Source organism: Exiguobacterium sp. s26 (genome assembly GCF_018618235.1).
GTDB classification, from domain to species: Bacteria; Bacillota; Bacilli; order Exiguobacteriales; family Exiguobacteriaceae; genus Exiguobacterium; species Exiguobacterium chiriqhucha.
Map to the genome: position 1 here is coordinate 230811 of NZ_JACSLS010000001.1, position 24156 is coordinate 254966.

The 24156-nt window shown below is 53.3% G+C and carries 26 protein-coding genes; 17 read left to right on the forward strand and 9 right to left on the reverse strand.

Going from position 1 to position 24156, the window contains the following annotated elements; all coding sequences use genetic code 11:
* Window positions 1-6: 6 nt before the first annotated feature.
* From fliD to KNP82_RS15505, 4 genes are all read left to right on the forward strand, one after another.
* Entirely contained in the window at window positions 7-1680 is a 1674-nt protein-coding gene (gene fliD / locus KNP82_RS01145; RefSeq protein ID WP_214826766.1) for a flagellar filament capping protein FliD, read from the forward strand.
* Window positions 1681-1694: 14 nt separating this feature from the next.
* Entirely contained in the window at window positions 1695-2069 is a 375-nt protein-coding gene (gene fliS, locus KNP82_RS01150; protein ID WP_214826769.1) for a flagellar export chaperone FliS, read from the forward strand.
* Window positions 2066-2419, forward strand: a complete 354-nt coding sequence (locus KNP82_RS01155; RefSeq protein WP_214826772.1) for a flagellar protein FliT — start codon at window positions 2066-2068, stop codon at window positions 2417-2419. Before fliS ends, KNP82_RS01155 begins: the two co-directional genes overlap by 4 nt.
* Window positions 2420-2561: 142 nt before the next feature.
* Window positions 2562-4151, forward strand: coding sequence for a flagellin N-terminal helical domain-containing protein (locus KNP82_RS15505; RefSeq protein WP_251128596.1), 1590 nt, complete (start codon window positions 2562-2564; stop codon window positions 4149-4151).
* Window positions 4152-4199: 48 nt separating this feature from the next.
* Here KNP82_RS15505 and KNP82_RS01170 read toward each other — a convergent pair whose 3' ends face one another.
* Entirely contained in the window at window positions 4200-4577 is a 378-nt protein-coding gene (locus KNP82_RS01170; protein WP_214826775.1) for a DUF3021 family protein, read from the reverse strand.
* Between the two features lie 191 nt (window positions 4578-4768).
* Here KNP82_RS01170 and KNP82_RS01175 point away from each other — a divergent pair, with 191 nt between their 5' ends.
* Complete coding sequence (locus tag KNP82_RS01175; RefSeq protein ID WP_214826777.1) at window positions 4769-4954, forward strand: hypothetical protein; 186 nt, start codon at window positions 4769-4771, stop codon at window positions 4952-4954.
* 148 nt (window positions 4955-5102) lie between these two features.
* Window positions 5103-5732, forward strand: a complete 630-nt coding sequence (locus KNP82_RS01180) for a DUF4352 domain-containing protein (protein ID WP_214826780.1) — start codon at window positions 5103-5105, stop codon at window positions 5730-5732.
* Between the two features lie 163 nt (window positions 5733-5895).
* Here KNP82_RS01180 and KNP82_RS01185 read toward each other — a convergent pair whose 3' ends face one another.
* The 8 genes from KNP82_RS01185 to KNP82_RS01220 all read right to left on the reverse strand — a co-directional run bounded on the left by KNP82_RS01185 (window position 5896) and on the right by KNP82_RS01220 (window position 11523).
* Entirely contained in the window at window positions 5896-6396 is a 501-nt protein-coding gene (locus KNP82_RS01185; protein WP_214826782.1) for a DUF1572 family protein, read from the reverse strand.
* Between the two features lie 253 nt (window positions 6397-6649).
* The gene (locus tag KNP82_RS01190) at window positions 6650-7315 is read right to left on the reverse strand and encodes a DUF2225 domain-containing protein (protein WP_214826784.1); all 666 of its coding nucleotides are present in this window, start codon (window positions 7313-7315) and stop codon (window positions 6650-6652) included.
* Between the two features lie 9 nt (window positions 7316-7324).
* Window positions 7325-7768, reverse strand: coding sequence for a YaaR family protein (locus tag KNP82_RS01195; protein WP_214826786.1), 444 nt, complete (start codon window positions 7766-7768; stop codon window positions 7325-7327).
* Window positions 7769-7788: 20 nt separating this feature from the next.
* Complete coding sequence (locus KNP82_RS01200) at window positions 7789-8613, reverse strand: flagellin N-terminal helical domain-containing protein (RefSeq protein ID WP_214826788.1); 825 nt, start codon at window positions 8611-8613, stop codon at window positions 7789-7791.
* Window positions 8597-8977 carry a flagellar export chaperone FliS gene (locus tag KNP82_RS01205; protein ID WP_029595030.1) on the reverse strand — a complete coding sequence of 127 codons (381 nt, stop codon included), beginning with the start codon at window positions 8975-8977 and terminating at the stop codon, window positions 8597-8599. Before KNP82_RS01205 ends, KNP82_RS01200 begins: the two co-directional genes overlap by 17 nt.
* Window positions 8974-9264 carry an EscU/YscU/HrcU family type III secretion system export apparatus switch protein gene (locus tag KNP82_RS01210; RefSeq protein ID WP_131472867.1) on the reverse strand — a complete coding sequence of 97 codons (291 nt, stop codon included), beginning with the start codon at window positions 9262-9264 and terminating at the stop codon, window positions 8974-8976. Before KNP82_RS01210 ends, KNP82_RS01205 begins: the two co-directional genes overlap by 4 nt.
* A gap of 9 nt (window positions 9265-9273) precedes the next feature.
* Window positions 9274-10938, reverse strand: a complete 1665-nt coding sequence (locus tag KNP82_RS01215; RefSeq protein ID WP_251128597.1) for a hypothetical protein — start codon at window positions 10936-10938, stop codon at window positions 9274-9276.
* Window positions 10939-11028: 90 nt separating this feature from the next.
* Window positions 11029-11523 (reverse strand): competence protein ComK, encoded by a 495-nt coding sequence (locus KNP82_RS01220; protein ID WP_214826793.1) that lies wholly within the window; start codon window positions 11521-11523, stop codon window positions 11029-11031.
* Between the two features lie 273 nt (window positions 11524-11796).
* Between KNP82_RS01220 and cspD the strand changes: the two genes are divergently transcribed.
* The 11 genes from cspD to KNP82_RS01275 all read left to right on the forward strand — a co-directional run bounded on the left by cspD (window position 11797) and on the right by KNP82_RS01275 (window position 24141).
* Window positions 11797-11994 (forward strand): cold-shock protein CspD, encoded by a 198-nt coding sequence (gene cspD, locus KNP82_RS01225; RefSeq protein ID WP_021065411.1) that lies wholly within the window; start codon window positions 11797-11799, stop codon window positions 11992-11994.
* 313 nt (window positions 11995-12307) lie between these two features.
* Window positions 12308-12868, forward strand: coding sequence for a ribosome hibernation-promoting factor, HPF/YfiA family (gene hpf / locus KNP82_RS01230; RefSeq protein WP_021065412.1), 561 nt, complete (start codon window positions 12308-12310; stop codon window positions 12866-12868).
* Between the two features lie 141 nt (window positions 12869-13009).
* Complete coding sequence (gene secA, locus KNP82_RS01235) at window positions 13010-15532, forward strand: preprotein translocase subunit SecA (protein ID WP_214756752.1); 2523 nt, start codon at window positions 13010-13012, stop codon at window positions 15530-15532.
* A gap of 54 nt (window positions 15533-15586) precedes the next feature.
* The gene (gene prfB, locus KNP82_RS01240; protein WP_214756750.1) at window positions 15587-16687 is read left to right on the forward strand and encodes a peptide chain release factor 2; all 1101 of its coding nucleotides are present in this window, start codon (window positions 15587-15589) and stop codon (window positions 16685-16687) included.
* A gap of 61 nt (window positions 16688-16748) precedes the next feature.
* Entirely contained in the window at window positions 16749-17606 is an 858-nt protein-coding gene (locus KNP82_RS01245; RefSeq protein WP_214826796.1) for a YitT family protein, read from the forward strand.
* 107 nt (window positions 17607-17713) lie between these two features.
* Complete coding sequence (gene cccB, locus KNP82_RS01250; protein ID WP_214826799.1) at window positions 17714-18046, forward strand: cytochrome c551; 333 nt, start codon at window positions 17714-17716, stop codon at window positions 18044-18046.
* Between the two features lie 433 nt (window positions 18047-18479).
* A complete protein-coding gene (ftsE, locus tag KNP82_RS01255; RefSeq protein WP_021065417.1) occupies window positions 18480-19166 on the forward strand; it encodes a cell division ATP-binding protein FtsE in 687 nt (228 codons plus the stop codon).
* A complete protein-coding gene (gene ftsX, locus KNP82_RS01260; protein ID WP_214826802.1) occupies window positions 19156-20058 on the forward strand; it encodes a permease-like cell division protein FtsX in 903 nt (300 codons plus the stop codon). The genes ftsE and ftsX overlap by 11 nt, the downstream gene beginning before the upstream one ends.
* A gap of 30 nt (window positions 20059-20088) precedes the next feature.
* Window positions 20089-21462: a murein hydrolase activator EnvC family protein gene (locus KNP82_RS01265; RefSeq protein WP_214826805.1), complete on the forward strand. Its 1374-nt coding sequence runs from the start codon at window positions 20089-20091 to the stop codon at window positions 21460-21462.
* 98 nt (window positions 21463-21560) lie between these two features.
* Entirely contained in the window at window positions 21561-22964 is a 1404-nt protein-coding gene (locus KNP82_RS01270) for a S41 family peptidase (protein WP_214826808.1), read from the forward strand.
* Between the two features lie 40 nt (window positions 22965-23004).
* Entirely contained in the window at window positions 23005-24141 is a 1137-nt protein-coding gene (locus KNP82_RS01275) for a PDZ domain-containing protein (RefSeq protein WP_214826813.1), read from the forward strand.
* Window positions 24142-24156: the final 15 nt, after the last annotated feature.

The window sequence follows — 24156 nt, forward strand, 5'->3', positions numbered from 1 at the left end:
TATACTATGACGTCACCAATCCGATTTGGCGGACTCGCCAGTGGAATTGATACCGATTCAATTATCAAACAATTGATGCAAGCTGAACGTATGCCAGTCGATAAACTTGAACAACAAAAACAGACGACCGAATGGAAACGAGATGCGTACCGCGAAATCAACCGTTCGCTCATGACCCTTCGAAACAGTGCGGTCGATCTCATGTTCAGTCGTAATTTTTACGCAAAAACGTCTAGTTCATCTGATGAATCACGTGTCTCTGTCGTGGCGGGACCATCTAGTGGGAACACGGCAATTCGTATCGAATCTGTCAGTCAGCTCGCAACAGCGGCTACCCAAGTCGTTGAGCCTAAAGATAAAAATGGAGTTGCAGTAACGAAGACAACAAAAGTAGCTGATATGAACTTGCAATCGGCCATACAAGAAGTGAAGTTGTCTACTGATACAAAGGAATGGACGCTCTCTCCTAAGCCGAAAGCCGGAGCAACTATATCGTTGAAAGACGCAACAAATAACCCTATTGATGCCTCAAATTATACTTATGATGAAGCGACTGGGAAAGTAACGATGAATGACGGTTCGGATATACCGACTGGCACAACGGCCACTTACACATCTGGTTATCAGATTCAAATTCGTTCCGTTGAAGGCGGAGACTTTCAGACAATTAAGGTGGCGGAAGACGCCACAATGGAGAACCTAGTTACTGCTTTGAACGGAAAAGAATCAGGTGTGTCTGCATTTTTCGAACCAATCTCTGGTAAACTGTCAATTACTCAAAAACAGACCGGTGAAAATGCAATCATTGAATTTGACGCAACAACGAAAGCTGCTTTTGGTATCGCTCCTGGAGATGTACCGAAAACAGGAACAGATGCAAGCTTCATAGTGAACGGTATTCCGATGACACAGAGCTCAAACACGGTTACGATTGATAACATGACCGTCACGTTAAAATCGGAATTTGCATCTGGTGCGGTGACACTTTCTGCTGCAACAGACACACAAAAAATCTTTGATAATATTAAAGGATTTGTCGATAAGTATAACGAGACGATTGATCTCATGAATAAGAAAGTCCGTGAAGAACGGTTCCGTTCGTTTGCACCGCTCACACAAGCCCAACGCGATGAACTTTCTGATGATGAGATTAAGAAGTGGGAAGAAAAAGCGATGAGTGGGATGCTACGTGGCGATACGATTGTCCGCAGTGCGATGGACACGATGCGAGGCAAGTGGTCAAGTGCGACGTCGAGTACTAACGACGATGAGATGAAGCAACTCTTTCAAATCGGGCTCTCAACCGGTGCTGATTTCACCAATGGTGGAAAAATTGAGCTGAACGAAGAGAAGCTTAAAGCCGCCATTGAAAAAGACCCAGACCAAGTATACCAACTCTTCACTAATGCGGATAGCGGACTACTTCCCCAAATTCGTGATGCAGCGACTAACTCACGATCGTCCATTACTCGGATTGCTGGTGCTGACGGTGCCGGTGCTCCGACGTACTCGATGGGGCGTGAGATGACCCAAATCGATACACGGATTAAGCGTTTGAATGATTTATTAGTCGATAAAGAAAACGCCTATTACCGTCGCTTTGCAGCGATGGAGACGGCGATGAACCAGGCGAACTCGCAAGCCGCGTCACTGCAACAGTTCTTAGGCGGCGGGATGTAAGAGGAGGAATTTAAATGGTAGCCAATCCATATGCAGCATATCAAAACAATGCGGTCACGACCGCGAACCCACAGGAATTGACGCTCATGTTGTATGACGGGGCGCTCAAGTTCATGCGCCTCGCCAAACTCGCCATCGAGCAAGGAAATCCAGATTTGAAGAACACGAATATCCAGAAGACGCAAGCCATCTTCCAAGAGCTTCGCTTGACGCTCAACAAAAATATAGAAATTTCATCAAACTTGGATTCGCTCTATGAATACATGTGGCGCCGCCTTGTCGATGCGAACATCAAGAACGACACGACGATTCTCGACGAAGTACTCGACTTCACGACGGAGCTCCGCGACACGTGGAAGGAAGCGATGAAACTCGCGAAGCAGGTATGAGACCCATCGATGAGATTATCTTCAAAACGCAACGATTAAAGGATTTGTTGGCGAAAGTACCAGAAGAGCCGACATACGACTCATGGATGGACAAAATCCATGAGCTACTCGACGATCGAGAGCAACTGCTCGCGGCTCACGGACCGGACCTGAAGGATGCGGACCAGACAGTGATTCGCCAGCTCGTCGATGACAGTCAACAAATCGCGCGTTTGATTGAGGCGGAGCATCAACGGCTCGGGATGACGCTCGGGACGGCTCGTCAGGAACGCAAGACGGTCAAGTCATACGTCGACCCATATGAAGACGTCGATTCGAACTTCTCAGGATTGTTCGATCAACAGACATAAAAAAGCGCTGAATTTATCAGTGCTTTTTTTATTTTAATAAAATATTGATGTATCGTTGAAAAAACAACCTTCCATCCGATAATATAAATGGGATGATTTGGATACGAGCCATTATTAATGGGATGTTGTGGAGGAATTTATTATGATTATCAAAAATAATAGCAATGGAAATCAAGCGTTACGTCAATCACAAATAAATACAGGTCAAGCCGGTAAAGCGATGCAGAAACTGTCTTCTGGATTAAGAATCAATCAAGCAGCTGATGATGCGGCAGGATTAGCAATCTCTGAGAAGATGAGAGCTCAGATTCGTGGGCTAGATCAAGCCGCTCAAAATGCTGTGGATGGAATCAGCTTAATTCAAACTGGAGAAGGTGGATTGAACGAATCTCATTCAATTCTACAACGTATGCGTGAACTCGCTGTTCAGTCTGCTAACGACACAAATAACATAGCTGACCGTGGGGCAATCCAACAAGAATTTAATGAAATGACAACCGAATTAAACCGTATCGGCAATCAAACTTCTTTCAATACTAAAACCGTTTTAAACGGACTAAACGGTAAAGGAGGGGAGTCACTAGTCACTCATAGTATTCCTGGAACTCCTGGTGCGATTCGCGGTATATATACAGTCGGTATTGATACAACATCACTCAATTTCAATGATACGATTCGAGTCGATGGTTATACGTTTTTAAAGTCTTCGAATAACCCATTGTTATTGGGTGAATTCAATGATTTATCAACATTAACCACAGCGATACGTGCTGTTCCAGAATTGAACACTCGATACACGGTACAGATGATAGGTACGCCTACTCCAAATGGACTTTTGTTCGAGCATAAGACAGGTCAAGAATCTTGGTCTTCACCTAATATCGGTACTACCAAATTACCTGATCCATATGTCAGCTCACCAATAAACACAGTTAGGCCTGGGAGAGGTGGGAATCAACCTATTCCGGGAGAATTTGAAGTTTATGAACAAGATATCACGCCTTTAGAGGCTGGAGAGACGGTTAAAGTGGAATGGATTGGGAAATCCCCTTCCAACAATCGTGAAATAGAATTGACGTTTATTCCAGATGCACCTGTTCAATCAGGAGGTGTTGTTAGGACTTTTTCAGAACTAATGAGTAGTGTAAGTGCTGCTGTATCCCCTCATATGGCTCTTGATTTATCATCGAATCCGATTAATTTCGGAGAAACTTATACTCATGAAGGTACGTACCATCAGTTGAAATTAACACGCGGAGGAAAGGAGATAACCCTCCAGATTGGTGCAAATGCTAATCAATCTATGCAGTTAGACATGAATGATATGAGAGCTGGACGGATTGGGTTGACCTCTACGGTAAAAGGAGAAGATGGCTTTACGTCTGACCGTGTAGTGAAAAATCGAGACGCAGATAGAGCTGCTGAGTACGCGTTAGATATTACGTCGCAGACTGGTGCAAGTCAGGCAATCAGCAAAATTGACCAAGCGATACAACTCGTATCTTCAGAACGTTCGAAGATGGGTGCATGGCAAAATCGTTTAGACCATGTGGTTTCGAACGTTACTATGTCTTCTGAAAATCTCCAAGCTGCCGAATCACGTATTCGAGATGTCGATATGGCAAAAGAAATGATGGAGTTCACGAAAACCAATATTTTAGGACAGGCTTCTCATGCAATGATTGCGCAAGCCAACAAACGACCAGAAGCCATCTTACAACTTCTTCGCTAATGCATATATAGAAAACAGCTCGAAGGCGCGCCTTCGAGCTGTTTTTATTCATGAGGTTTTGATTTGTTGTCTCACTTTCAAAAGCATTCTGGATAGCGTGAACAAAACCAGCCCGCTCACATTAAACTTCAAGTAAACCATCAGGGCATCTCGAAGCGACGACACCGGCAAAAAACCACTGAATATGACGAGCGGCAGAATCGTCACATGCATCGTGACCCAATGAATCAGAATCTGTTTCGGGAACGACCAACGTTTCACTTCGTAGATGACGCTTGTCAGACCAAGGAAAAATGCCATCCCGCCATAGACGAGCATATTGTATACGCCTTCCATATTTCCGCTCCACCACTGATACGTTGCAAGCAATCCGAATAGCGCGAACCACTTCACGCCACGAACGAATCCTATTTTCAATAACATCATCTATATCGTCCCCTCATCTATTTGTTATCATCATTTACGACCCGACTACTAAAAAGTTTCATTCCATTTGATAGGGATGCAAAGACGTCTGATTTCATTTACAATCGACTCAATACCATTTAAACCGGTAGAAAACCGGGTAAATACCACTGTAACCGTTGCTTCTTTTCTGGAAAGGGGAGGGAAACGAGATGAGTGAGAAAAAAGTGAAACCTGAATCAGTGAAAAACCGTCGTTACTTCGTCTACGGTCCAGAAGGGGCGTACGATGAGTATGTGGAACGCGATCCTAAAATTGAGGCGTATGTCGAAGACGATGCGCCAATCGAGGACGGACCCGATCCGTATGAAGAAGAAGAGCTCAAATCACGAGGATGATATAGCCAAAGTCAAGGTCCAATCGCGGGCCTTGGCTTTTATTTATTCAGGGTGACGACCCTATACGTTTTCTTACACCGGTCAGGCTAGACAATCCAGTATGCTCATCTTATCAACCACCACTCATAAGGAAAGGGAGAGAATAAAGATGAACATGAAACGATATGGATTGTTGCTAACCTTACCATTGACGCTACTTGTAGGCTGCGGGGAAGCCGATGAACTGAAGACGACGGCGACCGATACGGAGGAAGACGTCGGGGCTGAAACGACGGAAGAACCGGTGGCAGAATCAACAGGAGATGCAGAAGTGCAGGAGAGTGAACTTGGTTCAAACCAAATCTTCATGAAGAACAAAGCGCTCGACATTAAAGAGACGATTGGCTCCGTCAACTTCGCCATCGATAAAGTGCAGACATCTCGACTCACGGTCAACGAAGCGTATCGCGACTCGTTTGACGGGCAAGAAGAAGTGACAGTCGTCGCGATGAATGTCATCGTCGAGAATACGATTGACGACACCATCAGTTTTCATCCGAACCAAGCGACGCTCGTGACGAACACGGGGGAGCAAGTGTCGGCTGACTTGTGGTTCTCAGATGATGTCGGCGGCGAGTTCCTGGGGAAAGTGAAGAAGGAAGGGGACGTCCTCTTCTTCGTCAAAGCGATGCCGGAAGAATTAGCGGACGTGAAAGTCGTCATTGACGGACCGTCTGACGCGAATTATGAGTCGATTGGGGAATCCCGCTACGAATATACGATCAACGTCGAAAAATAACGAATGGCCGCTCCAGAGAACTGGTGCGGCCATTCGTTATCCTTTTGTTGTGGTGGAAAGATCTTCTAATGATCAGTTCCGTAAAATTGCCGAGGAGCGATATGAATACACAATCGATGTCACCAAATAACAAGAACGCGCATCTTCGCGATGCGCGTTCTTGTTATTTTCGCTGATGCGGCAACGGGATTGTCAGCACGTTCCAGTTCTCACCGGCGAAAACTTTCGCGAGAAAGACGATCTGTCCGACGTGATAGCTATAGTGCGACACTTGCTTCTCGATCGCCCAGATGACGGTCTTCTCCTCGCCGCGGATGAAGATGGTCTTGCCGAGGTCTTCCGGTGTGAGGCTCGCCAAGACATCGTCCAACAGCTGCCAACGCTCATCCCATGTCGCCATCAGTTCGGTGCGGGACTGTTGTTGGTCCTCGAACTCGGCGTCACGGTTCCGGTCCGGCTTTTCGCCGTCCGTCGTCAAAAAGTCGGTCCAGCGCGATTTCATGTTGTTCGAGATGTGCTGCACGATGATCGCGAGCGAGAGCGTGTCTTTCGCGAGCACGCGATGCATATCCTCATCGTTTACTTGCTTCAACGCGTCCTCGGCGAGCTGTTTCTGTTCCTGGAAAATCGAGCGTACCGTTTCGATGTAGCGGGCTTCAAACATGGAATGACCTCCTTTGGATTCCTACTAAGCATACCCCAATCTGAACGTGATAAAAATCATTGAGAATGAACCGTGTAACACGCCACCGCGCAATCGGTTCTTGAGTGCCCTGTTTAGGTTTTGACGACAGTCATGTCACGTCTAGCTTATTTCAGTTTGGGGGTTCACCCATGAAGAGAACCGACCGCGTTTGTCCGTAAGTGGAAGAGCACGTTTTTTTGTATGCGAAAAGGGAGAGCCGCGGCTCTCCCTTTTAGGTGTGTTCGATTCTAAAGTCTTCCCAGTGTGACCGGGCCTGGGTACGGATCCGCTCCGACACTTCCTTACTGCCGAGCAAGATACCGTACCAACGTCTCGCGTCCTCATATAGACCGAGCGAGGCCGACAAGTCGGCGATCCGCAGCATGAGCTGGTCATATGGGAGACCGGTCCGGACTTGGTCCGTGTATGCCTCCTGTACCTCGTTGTACTTGTCGAGCGTCCGCTTCATCCATTCCTTCTCAGACGCCTCGTTCCCCGTCAGGCGATACATCCAGACGAGCCGCATGCCGAGCATGGCGACGACGGACGGTTTCTGGCCGCTCAATTGGGCCGTCACGACGGCGAACTTGTAGAGCCGAATGACGTGCTCGGCCGAGCGGTCACCGGTGAGCGCCTCGGCGTTGACGCGGTCGAAGTAGCCCGTCTCGAGCGCCTCGCGATTGTTTTTCCGTACCTTGTCGAACGAGTCGTGGAAGACGAGGTGACAGTGGCTACAGACGGTCGGCTCATAAAAGTAAGGGTTGGCGCCATCGTATGTCGTATATCCGTCCTTCGCGACTTCCTGCGGCCGAATGTGGCGCGACAAGACACGTGGCGTCTCGCTTTGTTTCAAACAATACGGGCATTTCACTTTTTTTGAAAAGATATGTTCTGCCATCATCTCACCTCACACGTATACGTTGACGAGCAGGCCGCGAATCTCACCGACTTGGTCGAGGAGCGACAGACGAGACGCCTCACCCGAGATGACCTGGTCTGTCAGCGCTAGCAGCTTCTGGTCGACCTGTTCGACGATCTTATAAATCTTGGCGCGACCACGGCGGTTGAAGCCGCGTTTTTCCTCGAGGCGGAGTGCCGCGTCGACGGCGTCTTTCATAAAGTCTTTAATGAGTTGCTTATATTCAGCGAGCGACTCGACGGTCTGGCTCTCGGCGAGGAGCTCGCCTTTCTCGTGAATGGCCGCGATTTGGCGCTGGAAGCGCTCGTGCTCGCGGTCCTCCCGTTTTTGACCGATGACGTTCTGGAACGAGACGCCAGGCTCAGCCTCGGGGCGTTTCGCCTTACCGGCGCCCTGAAGCGACTGCGTCTCCATGATGCGACGAATGTCCATAGGATCCGTCCTTCCTTAAGTTAGTTCAACAATTGTAGCACGCCTTGCGGCAACGCGTTCGATTGGGCGATCATCGCCATGCCGGACTGGTTCAAGATGTTGAGACGGGCGAAGTCCATCATCTCGCGTGCCATGTCGGCGTCGCGGATGCGGGACTCGGAAGCCGTCAAGTTCTCGGACCCGATCGTGACGACGCTCACGTTCGCCTCGAGCCGGTTCTGGATGGCACCGAGCTTCGAACGTTCGAGCGAGACTTTTTGAATGGCGGCGTCGAACTTGGCGATGGCGTCATTGGCGCCACCTTGCGTCGTCACATCCAGTCCCTCAATCCCGAGGGCACCGGCGCGCATGTCGTCGACGTTCAAGACGACGCCTTCGCCGCTACCGGCCCCGAGTTGGAAGAAGAGTGTCTCATTGCCGGCGATAAAGTCACCGTTCATGATCTTCTTCGAGTTGAACTCGGTTGTCTCGGCGATTCGCGTCACTTCATCCGTAAGGGCAGCAATCTCGTCTTGAATCGCCTTGGCGTCATCACCGCTCAGCGTCCCGTTCGACGCTTGGACCGACAGCTCGCGCATCCGTTGCAGGAGGGAATGGGTCTCGCTCATCCCGCCTTCGAGCGTCTGCGTGAGCGAGATGCCGTCGAGGGTGTTGCGTTCGGCCATCGACAGCGAGTCGAGACGGATGCGCATCTTCTCAGAGATGGCGAGCCCGGCCGCGTCGTCGGACGCCTTGTTGATGCGGACACCGCTCGAGAGGCGATCCATCGTCTTCTTCATCGTCGCCTGGTTGACCGTGAGCGACGAGTAGGCTTTCAGTGCTTGCACGTTATTGGTAATTTTCATAACGGTTTCCTCCTGAAGGTACGGGTTGGAGTCGGGCGTTCTCGATCGCCTCGGCCCACGTCTGGTCGAGCTCGGTCGCGAGGCCGTGAAGCTCCTCGATTTTGTCCATGTCTTGTTCAATCAACGCCTCGAGGCTCGATTTGGCCATATACAAGTAAAGCTCATCGAGTTGGGCCGAGATGATGCCGCCGCCGTCGTGAAGTCCTTGGTGGAGCTTCGCGAGCAGTTCGCGCGCTTGGCGCAAATGGCGGTTGCGTTCGGCGATTGTCGCCGTCTGGGCTTGTTCATAGTGATAGACGAGCGCGTGGAGCATCGCTTGCGTCAGCTCTTCCGGGCTCATTTCGTATAGTCGGTTCGGGTTCATGATGGGTCTCCTTTGATGGTGTCGAGTTCTTCAATCAGTAATAGCACTTCGGCCATGACGTCATACAGTTGGGGCGGAATCGCGTCCCCGAGGTCGAGGTCAAGCAGGTGGCCAAGGAGCGAATGGTCATGCTCGATGGCGACGCCGCGTGATCTCGCCTCGTCTAAAATCTTATCGGCGACGGCGCCCGTTCCACGGGCGACGACGACCGGGGCCCGGTCGATCGTCTCGTCATAGCGGACGACGGCGGCCGTCTTGCGTTTCGTCAAATCCATGCGTTGATACATAACAGCCTCCTAGATGCGGAAATCATAGCCGGTCGTCTCGAGCGTCGGGCGCTCGGTCTCCGGTTTATCGGACTTCGTCAGTGGGCGGAACTGGGTCGTCACGCTCTTATAACCGATCGCCTCGAGCGTCGTCTCGATCTTGCCGAGCAGGGGACGCGCGAGTGCCTCGACGGTCGGATCATCGTGTTCGAGCGTGAGCCGGAGATTCCGGTCGATCGCTTCGAGCTTGACGCCAATCTCTCCGAGCCGCGGTGTCTCGAGCCGGATATAGAGCACACTGTTCTCCCAGTCGACGACATCCCCGGCCTCACGGTTTTGGATATGGACGTGGATGCCGGTGTCGATCTCTTGGACTTTCGCCGGCAAGGCGAGGATGAGCTGATGGAGCTGCCCGCCGTCGAGCCGGTTCAACGTCTGTTGGACTTGGAAGAACGAGGCGAGCCGTTGCGCCTCGGGTGTCGCCGCGTCGGCTTTCATCGACAACGTCGACGCCTGGACGCGCTGCGTCGTCTCTTGGATGACGCGGCCTGATAGGTTCGGGTCGACCTTGAACGGCGTGACGCGCGGCAATTCGCCGGCGCGGGTCGCCTGATGCGGGATGTATTCGAGCCGGACGTGGTTCGGCACGTACCGGAACTCGTTCAAACTGGCGCGCACTTCTTTGATGAGCACGGCGCTCTCAGCCGGTTTCGTCGACAGTAGGCCGAGGGCGACGTCGAGCTTCGCCGTCATCGCGACGAGCGCCTTCTCTTGGGTCGCGCTCGTATGTAACAAAGCGTCCGTCTTTTGAATGAGCTGCGTCAGTCGGGTCGACACCGTCTCGAGCGCAGGACGTGCCTGATGCGGGTTCGTCTCGACGAGGGCGGCGACTTGGCCGAGCTGTTTCGTCACCGTCACTTGTTCGCTTCGGAACGTGTTCGTCACGGTCGCGAGATGCGTCGTCACTTCCTTGACGAGTACCGGGCGTCCTAGGACGGGCGGTAACGCCTCACGCGGTTCGATTCGCGTCGGGCGCGGCTCCGGCAACTCGTTGATGAGCCGGTCGACCGTCTCCGGTGTCGGCGTCAAACGTTCGCTGACGGGACGCGACAGATTGACGTGCTCGATGAACCGTTCTTTCTGCGGGTACGGCGCGTCAGGTGGCGGTGGTTTGATTTGTTGTCTCGCTTCATCTAATGACGCGACGGCGAGGTCGCGCGCGACATCACGCGGGAGCGTCGGCGCCTCGACCGTCTTCAGCCAGAGGACGGCATCGCGCATGTCGCCTTTAAAGACGGTCTCGAGCAGACGCACCGTGTCCTCGTTCATCGGCAGCCGTCCTGATTGGAGCAAACGGCTGACGGCACTCCGGACCTCGGGCGGGAGCGATGCGAGCAACGCCTGAATCTTCGTATCGAGTTTCACCGGTTGACCGCTCGGCATGTCCGGCGTCTCGGGTTCAGGTTTGACGACGATCGTCGCGATGAGCTGGCCGTCTTGTTCGGCGAGCGTCAGTTGGAACGGGTTCGTCTTCGGGAGCCCGCCCTCGAACGTGACCTCGACGTGCTCGCCATTGATTTTGACGATCCCGGAGTCGGGTCCGGTCTGTTTGACGAGCTCGGCTTTATAGATGCGATTCGTCTGGATGCCGGCTGTGACCGCGACGGCCGCGGTCATGGGGGCTTGGATTTGCATAGTTGTCACCTCGAACAATATATCGACCTCTTTTTCAAAAAGTGAAGCGAAACCGACAGAAAAAAACCTCCCGTCGAATCGACGGAAGGGTCAAGAGTGGAGCGTTGCGCTCTGGTTTAATTGTTGGAACCGAGCGACGAGTTCGCCCGTCGCTTTCAATTGATTGCGGAGGACGTATGAGGTCGCGTTCGTGGCGATCCGGTGACCGTTCTGGGTGACGACCAAGCCTTTCGACTCGATCGGGTCACTCGTGATGTCACGGACGTGCGACCAGGCGTACCATTCACATTCAGGGCGCTTCGGGGACATCGTCGGGAAAAAGACGAGACCGGACGTCGGTTCGATGACGACTGGCACTTTGCCTTTGATTCCGGCGACGCGCTTGGCGACGAAGATGCGCTCCTCAATCGAACTGCTGTACTGGCGGCATGAGAGCTGCAGGAGCTGGTAGGGCCGGAGCGGGGTCGTAATCTCGGAGCCGTCCTCGAGAATGACGCGCGATTGCGCGGACATCTCATAACAAGGCAGGATGGCCACCGTCCGCTTCGTAATACGGTACTTTTCCTCGGAATGGTAGGGGCGCATATGGCTGCACCGTCCTTTTCGTATTAGATTTTCAGGCTCGGCTCGCCCAAATGGCGTACAAACCTAAATCATCCCTTCCATGATATATCACAAAATATGTAAATTCAATATCTCTATATGAAAAGTAGGGAAATATAATTCCAATGTAAGCCAAAAGACGATTCATTTACAAAAATATGAGAAAGTGTTTGTCACGCTTCCAAGAAGGTGGTAAGATTACCGATAGAGGGAAAGCCTCTGTATTCTTCAATGGTGAAAGGAATGGATTTACACATGGTAGGTAAAGTAAAATGGTTTAACTCAGAAAAAGGTTTTGGATTCATCGAAGTAGAAGGCGGCAAAGACGTATTCGTACACTTCTCTGCAATCCAAACTGACGGCTACAAATCACTTGACGAAGGTCAAGAGGTAGAATTTGAAATCGTTGATGGCGAGCGTGGCCCACAAGCGGCTAACGTTACAAAATTATAATTTCAAGCCGTAAGCCGGTTCCCTCGTGGAGCCGGCTTTTTATTTTCCTTACATAGCGTCCTTCGAATCAAAATCGCGTTTAAGAACGGGCAGAACGGGTAGTTTCTTTTTATACCGCCGATTCAAGTTGAAGACGACGCAATCGGAACAAAATTGTCATTATTTTCTGATGATAACGTTTTCAAACGATTTGAATTCGGGGTATACTATAAATGAGCCACCTGGTTCCACTTTCTTTTCAGAAATGAAGCAGGAGATTCGGTCCAAATCGACGAATCATTGGGTCAAGCGGTTATTTTAAGGAGGAGTTCAGATGATTTATAACATTCGCGGCGAAAACATTGAAGTCACACCAGCTATTCAAGACTATGTCGAGAAAAAGTTGGACAAATTGACTCGTTATTTCACAACTCCTACGGATGCACAGACGGCTTACGTCAACTTGAAAGTGTACAACGAGAAGCAAAAAGTGGAAGTGACGATCCCGATGCCGAACTTGTTGCTCCGTGCTGAGGAAACAAACCTCGACATGTACGCGGCAATTGACCTCGTCGTCGATAAATTGGAACGTCAAATCCGTAAGCACAAAACGAAACTCAACCGTAAATCACGTGCCAAAGATGGCGGTATCGGCGAGTACTTCAAGTCACTCGAAGGTCCTGAGGACGTGGTCGTCTACGACGAAGACGAGGCAGAACTCGAACTCGTGCGGACGAAGCGTTTCACGCTCAAACCGATGGATACGGAAGAAGCGATTCTTCAGATGGACATGCTCGGCCACAGCTTCTTCGTCTTCTCAGACGCAGAAACGGGCAACACGAACGTCGTCTATCGTCGTAAAGACGGGAAATACGGCTTGATCGAACCAGAATAATTCAACCTTGAAACCACACGGCCCTCCAACTCGGAGGGCCGTTTCGTTTGGCCTTTCCTTGAAAGCGAGGGTCACTTCGGTTAAACTGTACATTAGGGAAAAAACATGCATTTTTCAGTGAATGCAGAGGAGATAAAGCGTATGGCGAACTTTTTGAAAGATTTATTTGCTCCACAGAAACGAGTATTGAAAAAAGCAGAAAAAGCGGCCGACCTCGTCGAGTCGTTCGCCGAACCGATTAAGGCATTGTCTGACGAAGCACTTCAGGCGAAGTCGATTGAGTTCCGGGAGCGTTTGGACAAGGGTGAGACGCTTGATGATATCTTGCCAGAAGCGTTTGCGGTCTGTCGCGAGGCGTCTGAGCGTGTGCTCGGCATGCGCCACTACCGCGTCCAGCTCATCGGGGGCTACGTGCTCCATAACGGTGACATCGCTGAGATGAAGACCGGGGAAGGGAAGACGCTCGTCGCAACTCTTCCGGTATATTTGAACGCGCTCACGGGCCGCGGCGTCCACGTCGTGACGGTCAACGAATATTTGGCCCGCCGTGACAAAGAACTCATGGAACCGCTCTACTTCGCACTCGGCCTTTCGGTCGGCCTCAACGTGTCGAACATGGACCGTGTCGAGAAGCAGGCGGCGTACAACTGTGACATCACCTACTCGACGAACAATGAGCTCGGTTTCGACTACTTGCGTGACAACATGGTCCTTTATAAAGAAGACCGTGTCCAACGCGAGCTCTACTTCACGATCGTCGATGAAGTCGATTCGATTCTCGTCGATGAAGCCCGGACCCCGCTCATCATCTCGGGTTCGGCTCAAAAATCGACAGAGCTCTACACGCGTGCCGATGCCTTCGTCCGCACGCTCAAAATCGAGGACGACTACACGGTCGACGTGAAGACGAAGTCGGTTCTCCTCACGGACAAAGGGGTCGACCTCGCCGAGAAGTTCTTTGGCATCGACAACTTGTTCGCGATCGAGCACGTCTCGGTCAACCACCACGTCGGGCTCGCCCTTCGTGCCAACGCCGTCATGCATCATGACGTCGACTACATGGTCCGTGACGGCCAAGTCATGATCATCGACCAGTTCACCGGTCGGGTCATGGACGGACGCCGCTACTCGGAAGGGTTGCACCAGGCGATCGAAGCGAAAGAAGGCGTCGAGATTCAGCGTGAATCGATGACGCTCGCGACGATCACGTACCAGAACTACTTCCGTATGTATGAGAAGCTGGCCGGGATGACCGGAACGGCGAAGACAGAGGAAGAAGAATTCCGTAACATTTACAACATGCAGGTCGTGACGATCCCGACGAACAAACCGATTCTTCGGGAAGACCGTTCGGATCTCATCTTCAAGTCGATGGACGGCAAGTTCAAAGCCGTCGTCGAAGAAATCATGGCAGCCCACGCGACGGGACAACCGGTCCTCGTCGGGACGGTCGCCGTCGAGACGTCGGAGCATTTGAGCAAGCTTCTCTCGAAGAAGAAAATCAAACACGAAGTCTTGAACGCGAAGAACCACGCCCGTGAGGCCGAAATCGTCGAGAACGCCGGCCAAAAAGGCGCGGTCACGATCGCGACGAACATGGCCGGACGCGGAACCGACATCAAGCTCGGCGAGGGCGTCATCGAGCTCGGCGGATTGTACATCGTCGGGACCGAGCGCCACGAGTCGCGCCGGATCGACAATCAGCTCCGTGGACGGGCCGGACGACAAGGGGACCCAGGTAAATCCCAGTTCTACTTGTCACTCGAAGATGAGCTCATGCGCCGCTTCGGGACGGACAGCCTCCAGAACATGATGGAGCGCCTCGGCATGGACGACACGCAACCGATTGAGAGCCGCATGGTCTCGAAAGCGGTCGAGTCGGCCCAGAAACGTGTCGAAGGGAACAACTATGACGCCCGGAAGCAGCTCCTCGGTTACGATAACGTCATGGCCGACCAACGGAAAGTCATGTACAAAGACCGGGCCAGCATCCTCGAGAACGAATCGGTCACGGACATCGTCCGTTCGATGATTCAAGAGACGGTCGAGACGGGCGTGGCGCAATATACGCCGCTCGAGCTCGTGCCGGAAGAATGGAACATCGATGAGCTCGCGCACTGGGCCAACCAGACGCTCGCCCTCGAACAGCCGGTCGAAGGCAAGGACTTCTACGGCAAAGAGCGCGAGGAGATCATCGAGCTCTTGAGCGAACGCACGAACGCGCAGTATGAGGCGAAACGCCAACTCGCGCCGCCGGAACGCTTCAACGAGTTCGAGAAGATTATCGTGCTCCGTGCCGTCGATTCACACTGGATGGCACACATCGACCACATGGACCAACTCCGTCAAGGGATTCACTTGCGTGCCTACGGACAGAACGATCCGCTCCGCGAGTACCAGGCGGAAGGCGTCAACATGTTCGACGCGATGAACGCGGCCATCTCCGAAGAAGTGACCGGCTTCGTGCTTCGTGCCGAAGTCGGCGATAACCTCCGACGCGAGAAAGTCGTCGAGGAGGAAGTGGCGGTGTCTGGCAAGGACGACACGCCGCTCAAGAAGAAGCCGGTCCGTCGCTCGGAAGACCAACGGCTCGGGCGCAACGACCCGTGCTGGTGTGGTTCAGGCAAGAAGTTCAAAAACTGCCACGGCAAACAACAGGCTTAATTTTGAAAGAGGCGAGCCCGCTCGCCTCTTTCCTACGGAAAGGTGACCTACACTATGGAAATTTCAGATATTCGCAACGAACTCGAGGCGATGGCGAAACGCCTCGAGAATTATCGCCAATCGCTCAACCTGACAGAGAAGCAGGCCCGCATCGCCGAGCTCGAGAACGAGATGACGTACCCAGACTTCTGGGACAGCCAAGAGAAGGCGCAGAAAGTCATCGACGAGTCGAACGCGCTCAAAGCGATGGTCGACAAATACCAAGAGCTCGCCGATGGGCATGAAGACGGCGAAGTCACGCTCGAACTGATCAAAGAAGAGCCGGACGCCGAGATGCAAAGCGAGTTGGGAGAGATGGTCACGGCGCTCAAGGCCGATTTCGACGCGTTCGAGCTCGAAATCCTCTTGAACGGACCGTACGACGCCAACAACGCCATCCTCGAGCTTCATCCGGGGGCGGGCGGTACCGAGTCGCAGGACTGGGCATCGATGCTCCTCCGCATGTATCAGCGCTTCGCTGACAAGCAAGGCTGGAAAGTCGAGACGGTCGATTATCTACCGGGCGAAGAAGCCGGCGTCAAGTCGGTCACGCTCCGCATCGTCGGGCATAACGCCTACGGCTACTTGAAGGCGGAGAAAGGGATTCACCGTCTCGTCCGCATCTCGCCGTTCGATTCGTCGGGCCGCCGCCATACGTCGTTCGTCTCGTGTGACGTCATGCCGGAATTCAATGACGACATCGAAATCGAAGTGAAGACCGAAGACCTCCGGATCGATACGTACCGCGCGTCAGGCGCCGGCGGTCAGCACATCAACACGACCGACTCGGCCGTCCGGATCACGCACGTGCCGACGGGCGTCGTCGTCTCGTGTCAAGCCGAGCGTTCGCAAATCAAGAACCGCGAAGCAGCGATGAAGATGCTCAAGGCAAAACTGTATCAACGCGAACTCGACGAGCAGCAACGCAAACTCGATGAGATCCGCGGCGAGAAGACAGACATCGGTTGGGGCAGCCAAATCCGTTCGTACGTCTTCCACCCGTACGCGATGGTCAAGGACCACCGCACGAGTTATGAAGTCGGGAACACGAGCGGCGTCATGGATGGCGACATCATGGGCTTCATCGACGCTTACCTCCGCAAGACAAATATGTGATGCAAGTGGCTCAAGGACTGACGTCTTTGGGCCACGTTGTATGTAGAGGAGAAAACCTTTAATGAAGCAAATCGTCAAAGACTATATCTATTTACTGACCGGGTCCGTCTTCGTCGCCTCGGCGTTCAGTTTATTCCTATTGCCGAACAACCTCGCCTCGGGCGGCGTCAGCGGGATCTCAATCATCACGTACGAGTTGTTCAACATCTCGCCAGGGGCGTTCCAGCTCGTGTCGAACGTGTTGCTCCTCCTCGTCGGCTGGATGATTCTCGGGCTAGGCTTCGGCGTGAAGTCACTCGTCGGGTCGATTTTTTTACCGGGCGTGATCTTATTTTATGAAGCGATTGACGCGGGTGCGGCCGTCAATGACACATTGCTCGCGGCCATCTTCGGCGGGGCCGGCGTCGGCATCGGTCTCGGGCTCATCTTCCGGGGACGGGCCTCGACCGGGGGAATGGATTTGCTCGCGCAAATCTTACATAAGTTCACCCACATCCCGCTCTACCTCTGTATCGCCATCCTCGACGGGGCGGTCGTCCTCGTCGCTGCTGTCACGTTCTCGTTCACGACGGGACTGTATGCACTGATCGCCCTCTTCATCACGATCAAGATGATCGACTTTGTCCAGCTCGGCTTCACACAGGACAAGATGGCGTACGTCATCTCGGAGAAACGGGACGTCATCACGCGCGCCGTCTTCGATGAGCTCGACCGCGGTGCGACGGAGATACAAGCGATCGGAGCGTACTCGCGACTCGAGCGCCCGATGCTCCTCGTCGTCGTCCGCCAGAACGAAGTGAGCCGGCTGAAAGAAATCATTCGCCACATCGATCCTGATGCGTTCCTCATCTTCAGTGAGGCGCACGAGGTGATGGGGCAAGGGTTCACGTCGGATAAACGCTATATCAACGTTCCCTAAGTTGTGGAATCTTTGTGTATTTTTCGTGAGTTAGGTTAGAAAGCGGTTCATAACGGCTATAATGGTAAAAGTAGGTTATTTCTACAACTTAGGAGGGGAACCCTATTATGAAGAAATGGATGATGGTGATTGGACTTGGCGCCATGCTCACGCTCGGTGCGTGCGGCGGTGGCGATGAAGAAGAGTCGACGAGCAACGGGGACGGCGCCAACACGGCATCGGTCGACGCGGAAGCGGTCTACGCACAAAACTGTGCGGCATGTCACGGCGCAAATCTAGAAGGGATGAGCGGTCCGAAACTCTCGGATGTCGGTTCACGTCTATCTGCCAGTGAAATTGAAGAAGTCATCAAAAACGGGAAAGGCGCTATGCCTGCGAATGTGATTGAAGACGAAGAAGAAATCACGGCTGTCGCCGCTTGGCTCGCCGAGAAAAAATAATCATGGGGAACCACGAGACGACTCGTGGTTTTTTTGTTTCCTTCAATCTCGACTGAATCCGGATTGTCAGTGATTGAAGCGAGGGAGTTGCGAACGCGGGTAGCTTTTGAATGTGCGTTTCATCATATGTGTCCGAGTCGTGAAATCTGTCTTCAACACGACAATTTCACACCGAACTCAATCCAACTGAAACATTCCTGTAATGGTTATTTAAAAGTCCGATTGCTATAATTGTAGGCGCTTGAACTATATTGCCTGTCGCCTTTTTGGGTCAGGTTGGCACGAACAGGGTCCCTTGACAGGACGAGTGCTTATCGTGTAGAACAGAGGCTAGACGAAAATATTCACTTAACTAACTAATCCAGTCTTCGTCATAGATGCATGAAATAGGATAGATGCATGAAAAATATATAAAAAGGGTAGGGGATACGTTATGATCTCGATGCAAAAAGTCAGCAAAGTATATCCAAACGGCGTCGTCGCCGTCGATGACCTCGAGTTAGAGATTCAAGACGGCGAATTCTTATACGTCGTCGGACCATCCGGCGCTGGGAAATCGACGTTTATGAAAATGATTTATCGTGAGGAGAAACCGTCGAGCGGTCTTCTTTTGATTGACGGGATTGACGTCGGCAAGTTGAAAAACCGCCACGTCCCGAAATTACGCCGTCAACTCGGCGTCATCTTCCAAGACTATAAGTTGTTGCCGTCACTCACGGTATATGAGAACGTCGCGTTCGCTCTCGAAGTCGTACAGGCCGACACGAACACGATGCGCAAGCAGGTCATGGACGTGTTGAACCTTGTCGGACTGAAGCACAAGGCGCGCAATTATCCGGATGAATTATCGGGTGGGGAGCAACAGCGTGTGTCGATCGCTCGTGCCATCGTCAATAAGCCAAAGCTCATCATCGCCGACGAGCCGACGGGTAACTTAGACCCGGACACGGCTTGGGGCATCATGGAAGTGTTCCAAGAGATTCACCGTCGCGGTGCAACCATCGTCATGGCGACCCACAACCGTGATATCGTCGACAAGATCCGCCATCGCGTCATCGCGATCGAGAACGGGAAAGTCGTACGCGATGAAGAGAAAGGAGCATATGGCTATGATATTTAAAAGTGGATTACGTCATCTGCGCGAAGGGTTCAAGGGAACACTACGCAACGGTTGGATGACATTCGCGGCCATCAGTGCCGTTACCATCACCTTGTTACTCGTCGGGGTATTCGCCCTCGTCATGTTCAACGTCAATGAGATTTCAGAGAACGTCGAGAACGACGTCGAGATTCAAGTATTCGTCACCCGGACCGCGGAGGAAGCGAACGTCGAGAAGCTCGGCGAGAACTTAGAACAGATTCCAGGCGTCGAATCGGTCACGTTCAGCTCGAAAGAGGATGAATTAGAGAATTTCCGTAACCAGCTTGGTGAAGATGCGAACGCCTACGGAACGGTCGAGAAGGACAACCCGCTCCACGACCGCTATATCGTCAAGGCGTCAGACCCGCTCAATACGGAGAAGGTCGCTAATTCGGTGCAGTCACTTGATAACGTCGATAAGGTCACATATGGACAGGACTATATCGACAAGATGTTCGCCTTCTTCAACGGGATTCGCATCGGCGGACTTGCGTTGATCGTCGGTCTCACGCTCATGGCGATGTTCCTCATCTCGAACACGATCAAGATGACGATCTTCTCACGCCGTCGCGAAATCGAGATCATGCGTCTCGTCGGAGCGAAAAACAGCTTCATTCGCTGGCCGTTCTTCATCGAAGGGCTTCTCCTCGGTGTATTCGGTGCGCTCATCCCGATTGCCGTCATCTACTTCGGTTATGACGTCGCATATAGTGCTTTACAACCATCGCTAGATCAACTGAATAGTGATATATTTAAATTGATTGATCCATCGATTTTGACGACGCAAGTGTCACTCGTCCTCTTAGCGCTCGGTGCCTTCATCGGGATCTGGGGTTCGACGACATCGCTCGGTCGATTCTTGAAAGTCTAATCTAATTTAAATATGAGGAGGAGTTGGCGGATGAAACGTTCGCTTGCGCTTGGATTAAGTTTGACGCTACTTGCCTCGCCTGTATGGGCGACGGAGAAAGACACGCTGAAAGCACGACAAGATCGTTTATCCAATCAATTGGAGGAATCCAAGAAAGCGCAAGACGAGACGGACGCCGAGCTCGAAGTCACCGAGGCGGAACGTGACGCGGTCACGACAGAAATCCGTGCGGTCAATGAACGTCTCGAAGGCTTAAGTGAACAGATCGCCGTCCAACAGGAAGAAGCGGACGCGGCGCGTACCGAGCTCGAGGAAACCCGTGATCAACTCACTGCCCAAGGGCAGTACCTCGAAAGCCAGAAGGCGCTCCTTAGTGAGCGTCTTCGTGTGCTTCAAGTACATGAGGACCAGTCCTATCTCCAAGTCGTCTTCGAGTCCCGTTCATTCGGAGACTTCGTAACGCGGCTCTTGACCGCGCAGACGATTGCCGATCAGGACCGGGACCTCATACATAGTTACATGAGTGAAGTCGAGCGGCTCGAAGCGCTCGAAGCACGGCAGCGGACCCAGCTCTCGTTCCTTAAACAGAAAGAGCGGGAACTCGTCGTGACGAAACAGGCGCTCGACGTCGCCGCCGAACAAAAGCAGGGTTTGTTGTCGGAACTGAACGAACAAGTCGAACTACTGGAGCTTGAGAAGATGAGCCGTGAAGAAGAACAGGCGCTCATGAGTGAGCAGAGCCGGATCATCGCCGGTCAACTCGAAGCAATCGCCCAAGCGGAGCGGGAAGCCGCCGCCCGCGCCGAGGCCGAAGCGAAGGCCAAGGCACAAGCAGAAGCGCAGGCAAAAGCCGAGGCAGAGGCGAGAGCACGAGCTGATGCCAAAGCGGAAGCGGACAAGCGGGCAGACGACAAAGCGCCAACCGCCCCAGCGCCTGCTCCAACAACCCCACCGCCTGCGGAAACCCCGACGAACGTGACGGGACCGGCGACCTCGTTCGTGCGGCCGGTATCCGGCTACGTGTCGAGCCCGTTCGGCCCTCGGCAAAACCCGCTCACGGGCGTGGCGGAGTCGCACCGTGGCATCGATCTCGTCAATGCGACCGGGACACCGATCGTCGCGGCGGCACCAGGCATCGTCATCAAGGCGGCCCCGGCGACCGGTTACGGCAACGTCGTCTTCGTGTCCCATATCGTTGGCGGAGAAGTATGGACGACCGTCTATGCCCATCTCGACGCGATTACGGTCACGTCGGGGCAAACGGTCGGCGCCGGACAGACCGTCGGTACGCTCGGCAGCACGGGCTGGTCGACAGGCCCGCATCTCCACTTCGAATTACATCGCGGACAATGGGCGCCAGGGCAACCGAATGCGGTCGACCCGGGTCCATACATCGGTTACTGATGAGACGGACGTGTTCCAAATTTATGGAACACGTCCGTTTTTCTGAACTTTTTGCTATACTGGATGAAAGACTGACAAAGAGAAATGAGGGACTACCCGTGAAAAATACAACCGCAGGATTACTAGCCGGTGCCACGTTCGTCGCCGGTGCCGGTGCTGGGCTCGCGACGATGGCGTTCACCGATACAGCGTTACCGATTCAACCGAAAGCGGAAGGCTGGGACAAAGTCGACCAAGTCCGACAATTGATCGAGACGCATTCGTTAAAGGATATCTCGGAAGAAGACTTGTTGACCGGTGCCCTCGACGGGATGACGGCAGCGCTCGACGACCCGTATTCGGACTTCCTCGACGCCGAAGAGACGTCACAGTTCACCGACTCGATTGAGTCGAGCTTTGAAGGAATCGGCGCGACTTTGGAGAAGAAAGGAGAAGACATCTTAATCGTCGCTCCAATCAAAGGCGCTCCAGCCGAAGCGGCAGGCCTCCGGGCCGGTGACGTCATCACGGCGGTCGACGGGGAGTCGATCGAAGGGATGGCCGTCGAAGAGGCGGTCCAACTCATCCGTGGCGAGAAAGGGACCGTTGTCACGCTCACGATTCGTCGCGGCGGTCAAGAGGCCGACTACGAGATTACACGCGATACGATTCCGATTGAGACCGTCTATTCAGAAGTGAAAGAACAGGACGGGAAGAAAATCGGTTATATCGAGGTGACCCAGTTCTCTGAGCCGACGGCCGATGAGTTTTTGGAGCAGCTCGAGACGCTCGAGTCGGAAGACATCGATAGCCTCATCATCGACGTGCGCGGGAACCCGGGTGGTTTGCTTCCTGCCGTCATCGAGATGACCGAAGGGTTCGTCCCGACGAATAAACCGGTCGTCCAAATTGAGAACGCGGACGGGGAACGCGAGTCGCAGAGCGGCCGCGCCCGAGAAGCGAAGCCGTACGACTTGTTCGTCTTGACGGACGAAGGATCGGCGTCGGCATCTGAGATTTTGGCCGGGGCGCTCAAAGAAGGGGCCGGTGCCACGATTATCGGCAACAAGACGTTCGGAAAAGGGGTCGTCCAGACGGCGTTCGATTTAGAGGACGGCAGCAACTTGAAGCTGACGACGAGCAAATGGCTCACGCCGGACGGCAATTGGATTAACGAGAAAGGCATCGAGCCGGACGTCGAGGTCAATCAACCGGATTATTTCGGGGTGAATCGCATCCTCGCCGACACGGACTCGCTCAAAGTCGGCGACTACGGTGAGGCGGTGTCGAACTTGCACACGGTCTTGTCGGGCATCGGCTATGAGCCGGGCGGACAGCAGGGATATTATGGTGACACGATGGCCCGCGCCGTCAGCGACTTCCAAGCCGACAACAATTTGCCGGAAGACGGGGTCGTCAATGAGGCGACGGCGTCGGCGCTCGAGTCACGCTTGCTCGAGGTGATTCAAGATGAGGCGAACGATGCCCAATTGAACCGAGCGCTCGAAGAAGCTGCAAAATAAGGATTAGGGAAAGGATTGGACAAGTGTGGACGTTCTACGAATGAGTTTTACTGCTTTGTTGACCTTGATCGGTAGTCCGCTACTCTGGGCGACGCTCGTCGCCCTCGCTTACATATCCATGACGCGCATCAAACGGGAGCGGGGCATGTTCCGCTCACGGCGACGTTCGCCGAAGTCGGACTGGCGCCATTTTGTATGGCCGAGCCTGTTGCTCGCCGTCATCGGTTCAGCCGCATTGATTTTGCTCGAGACGACCGTCAACTGGGAATGGCTCGTGACGTTCAGCGTGCTGTATGCGCTCATCGTCTTGACGATGCACCCACGTTTCAGCAGCCCGGCGTTCCCGTTCCTCCTCATGCTGACGGCGGTCGCGTTGCGTGACGTCGTCGACTACGGCGCCGTCTCGGGCTGGATGGACCGGCTATCCGAGGTCGAGTGGCCGGTATATGCGCTCGTGTTCGGCGTCGTCACATTGGCGGAAGCGATTCTCTTACGTTGGAACGGGTCGATTGAAACATCACCGACGCTCATCTTGTCCAAACGTGGCCAGTTCATCGGTGGACACGTCGTCAAACGGCTTTGGTTTTTCCCGCTCGTCGTCTTTTTGCCACCGTCGTTCGGTCTCGACATGCCGGTGCCGGTCATCTTGCCGATCCCAATCGGGGTCAGCCTGTTATCGACCGGGGCCTTGCCAGGGACGCTCCTCGGTCGCCTGAGCCTGTATCGCGGCTTGCTCGCGCTCGTCGCCCTCGGTTTGTTCGGGGCGTCGTACGTCATCGACGTGCCGTATGCGGCCTATGGATTGCTCGTCGTGTTCGTCTTGTATGAGCTAGCGCTTCAAATGATCAAGCGAGAGAACCGCGGGACGACACCAGTGTTTATCAATGGCAACCGGGGCGCGGTCATCATCGACACGCTCCCGGGTTCGCCAGGTGAATCGATGCAGCTCATCCCGGGCGAGTCGATTTATAAAGTGAACGGGACGGTCATCACGGGCGGGAGCAGCTTCTATGAGGCGCTCCAGCTCCATAAGCCGTACATCAAGTTCGAGGTGCTCAACTTGAACGGAGATATCCGTTTCGTGCAACGGGCGATGTATGAGACTGACCCGCACGAGCTCGGCATCTTGTTCGTCGCCGAGCCGGCGAGTCCGCGTCTGCGGTTACGGAAATTATAAAAGGGAGCATCCTTG